Here is a 3,445-nt window from a genome sequence, read left to right on the forward strand (position 1 = left end):
CCAGGCTCGACCGGCACACCGCCGATCACCAGGAAGAATCCTCCGTCGCCCTGGCAACGTGATCAACCCCCGAAGGACTTCCGGAGCCAACCACTAAGTCCATTGCAAAGATACGGAAGTCATCCTTCCGCAGGCTTTTGCGCCACTTCCGGCAGCTTGACGCGCACCAGGGATATGGCGACGCCGCAAAATTCGCCAACAGATAGGGTGCTGAGAAAATGTCAGAAAATGGCTTGGAAAAGCCTTGGAATCATTGACAATTCAACCTTTTGCATGCTATACTAGATGCACAGGTTTGAAATTGAAAACATTTCGATCTGTCGAAATCGCAGGCCGCTTGACGCGGCTTTTTGCGACTTTGCGAGAGTGGATGCGCCGAACGGCGACCACATGACCGGTATCGTCTCACGCGGTACTGTCCCTCATCTGCCGGGCTCCATGTTGTAAATAACGGAGACCCCGCCCATGAGTGACCGTGCTCTATTGGCCAGCAGCGTCGTGCTGCTAGGTGCCGCAATCGCATTTATTATTCGCCTACGCTACAGCGACCAGCTGGCCCGAGACACCCACCGTCTGACCTATCAGCTTCATCATCCACGCGACCTAACGATTCAGCAGGTGGCGGACTTCCTGCATGCCTTATCCAGGCTGCGGCCCCAGCGTGCCTGGCTGTTTGGCCGGGACAGTGTGGTGTTCGAGCTGGTTGGTCGACCGGACCGCATCGAGTACCGGCTGCGGCTACCGGAGCACCAGGCCGACGCGCTGCTACGGCAGCTGCGAGCGGTGGCGCCCGGCATCCGCGCCGAGCTCGTTCGGCAGCCGGTCTTGCCGCAGCCGCAGTGGCTGCGGCGCATCCACCTCACCACCGCCCTGCGATCCCTCCGGACGGAGGCCCCCGCGGCCTTCGCCGCCAGCCTGATCAGCTCGCTCCAGCCCATCGGGCCGGAGGAGACGTTGCTGTACCAGCTGGCGGTCTACCCCGTGCGCACGCCCCGAGCGGTGTCAGCGGAGCCGCGGCCCACCACCGGCTGGCTGCAGCGCCTCGGCCAGCTGCTGGCCGGCGCTCCGCCGCCCCTCTACGACCAGCAGGCCCGGGCCGACTTCAAGGTGAAGGTGGGCGCGCCGTGGTTCGGGGTGGTCGGCCTGGTGGCCGCCCGCGCGGCGACGAAGGGCCGAGCGCATCTGCTGGTCGGCCGGCTCATGGCCTCGCTGCACCAGCTGGACCAAGACGGCGCTGAACTTGTCCCGCGCTGGCAGCCGCTGCACGCGGGCACCGCCTGGCTGGCCCGAGCCGCTACCCGGTTGTGGGCAGCGATCTACCTCAACGCCACGGAGCTGGCCACGCTGGTGGCCTGGCCGCTGGGCGCGCCCGCCCTCCAGGGTCTGAGCCTGATCGGGGGGCGGGAGTTCCCGCCCACCGCCGATGTCCCGACCACCGGCCGGCTCCTCGGCACGGCGACGTACAGCGGCTTGCATCGCCCGGTGGCAGTGCCACCGGAGGAGGCCATGCACCAGCTGGTCATCGGGCCCACGGGCACCGGCAAGAGCACCTTGCTGCTGAACGAGATCACACAGGACATGCGAGCCGGCCGGGGCGTCATCGTGATCGACCCAGGCGGCGACTTGGCCAGCGACGTCATCGAGCGGGTACCGGCCAGCCGCGCCCACGACCTGATCTACCTCGACCCGTCGAGCAGTCGACCGGTGGGGCTCAACCCGCTGGCCGGTCCGCCCGCGGACGCCGAGCTGGTGGCCGACCAGATCTTCCACTTGCTCAAAGGGCAGGCGGACAGCTGGGGGCCGAAGCTGGCTGAGCTCCTGCGCAACGCCCTGGTGCTGTTGGCCTCAACCGACCAGACGCTCCTGGAGCTGCCGGCAGTGCTGACCAACGCCGCATTTCGCGACCAGTTAGTGGCCCAGCTTGATCCGGTGTTCGCCTTAACGGTGCGCGACTACTTCGCCCGGTTCGACGCCGATGCCGATGGCACCTACGCCGCCACGGTGCCGGCGGTGCTGAACAAGGTCTCGCCCATGATCGACCGCTGGCGACTGCGGGCCATCCTCGGCCAAGCCAGGCCCACCTGGACCATGGCCGACGTCCTCGACCAGGGGAAGATCCTGGTCGTGGCCCTGCCGTCCGGCTCGGTTGGCTCCGAGGCGGCCGATCTGCTCGGCGTGCTGGTGGTCCAGATGGTCTGGAACGCCGTCCAGCGGCGCAGTGAGGTCTCGCACGTGCAGCGCCGGCCCGTCTCCCTGTACATCGACGAAGCGCCCCGTTTCCTGCGGGGCGGCACGGATCTGGGCGACATGCTGGCCCGCGCCCGCGGGCACGGCCTGGACGTCATCGCCGCCCTGCAGCACCTGGACCAGGCCTCGTTCCAGCTGCGTGCCGCCCTGCTGAGCGAAGCCCGCACCAAGGTGGCGTTCCAAGCCGGCCCGCTCGATGGGAGCACGCTGGCGAAGGCCTTCGGCCGCGAGGTGCAGCGCGACGACTTCCTGGACCTCCGGCGGCACACGGCCCTGGCCGTGGTGGCCCACGCCGGCCAGGTCAGCCCGCCCGTCACCATCCAGACGCATCCCCAACCCGAACCCAGCGGGTGGGGGTCGGCCGCGCTGGCCGCCTCACTCGACCGCCACGCACGCACGCTGACCGACATCCAACAGGAGATCGAGCAGCGGCGGCAGCTGCAACTGGCCGCCTCGCAGCGCCCACGCGTACTCCAGGCATAGCGGTTATGCAGGGCCGTAACCGGGGCCCAACCTGTTCACTTTAGACGCCGCTGCGTATCTGGCGAAGGCTCAAAACTGCGTACGACTATTTATAGGTGTCTTTGACGCCACCAATGCACTGGAGGTATTGCTATAGGTCTCATCCATTTTCTTCCACTGCTGTTTCTGGCGCACCTGCGCCGTCCGGTCCCAACCCTGCTTCCAAGCGAGCAATCGCTCCTTGACCGGCTCGCCACCATGCGAGTGGCCACTGTCGCCCAGTTGATCCACCTAGAGACCGGCGACCAGGTCAGCGATACGGCTATCCGAACCATGCGGAAGCGTCTGGCACGCCTGGAGTCATACGGCTTAGTTCGCCGCTTCGCCAACACCGCTCGGGATCGCGTGCCCAGCCCGCCCGGCTACGTCTTTGTGCTCACCAATGTGGGGGCCCGGCTCACTGACCAAATCGAGACGGTGGGTCTGCGGCAGCGCAAGGTCTGGCATCCGAGTCACGCCTTCATTGATCACTGGCTGGCGATTGGCGATCTGTACGTCCAGCTGTCCGTCGAGGCCCGGGGCGGGGAGGTGGCAATCCGTGACTTTCAGATCGAAGGCGCCGCCAAGCGCGATTACCGCGACCGCTACTGAACTTGATTGCGTGATGTCGGCTGTTGCTGAGCTCAGCCGTCCATGATCAGTCCGGTCTCGGTGAGGCAGGCGTCGATCAGATGGG

Annotated in this window: 2 protein-coding genes; both read left to right on the forward strand. The window is 66.4% G+C overall.

Features of this window, described 5'->3' with window-relative positions; all coding sequences use genetic code 11:
* Positions 1 to 465: 465 nt before the first annotated feature.
* On the forward strand, positions 466 to 2,730 hold the full coding sequence (locus tag AB0J08_RS41270) for a type IV secretion system DNA-binding domain-containing protein (RefSeq protein WP_360645241.1): 2,265 nt from the start codon (positions 466 to 468) through the stop codon (positions 2,728 to 2,730).
* 195 nt (positions 2,731 to 2,925) lie between these two features.
* Positions 2,926 to 3,360, forward strand: coding sequence for a replication-relaxation family protein (locus AB0J08_RS41275; RefSeq protein WP_360645243.1), 435 nt, complete (start codon positions 2,926 to 2,928; stop codon positions 3,358 to 3,360).
* Positions 3,361 to 3,445: the final 85 nt, after the last annotated feature.

This window comes from Kitasatospora sp. NPDC050463, from assembly GCF_040655255.1.
Classification (GTDB): Bacteria; Actinomycetota; Actinomycetes; order Streptomycetales; family Streptomycetaceae; genus Kitasatospora.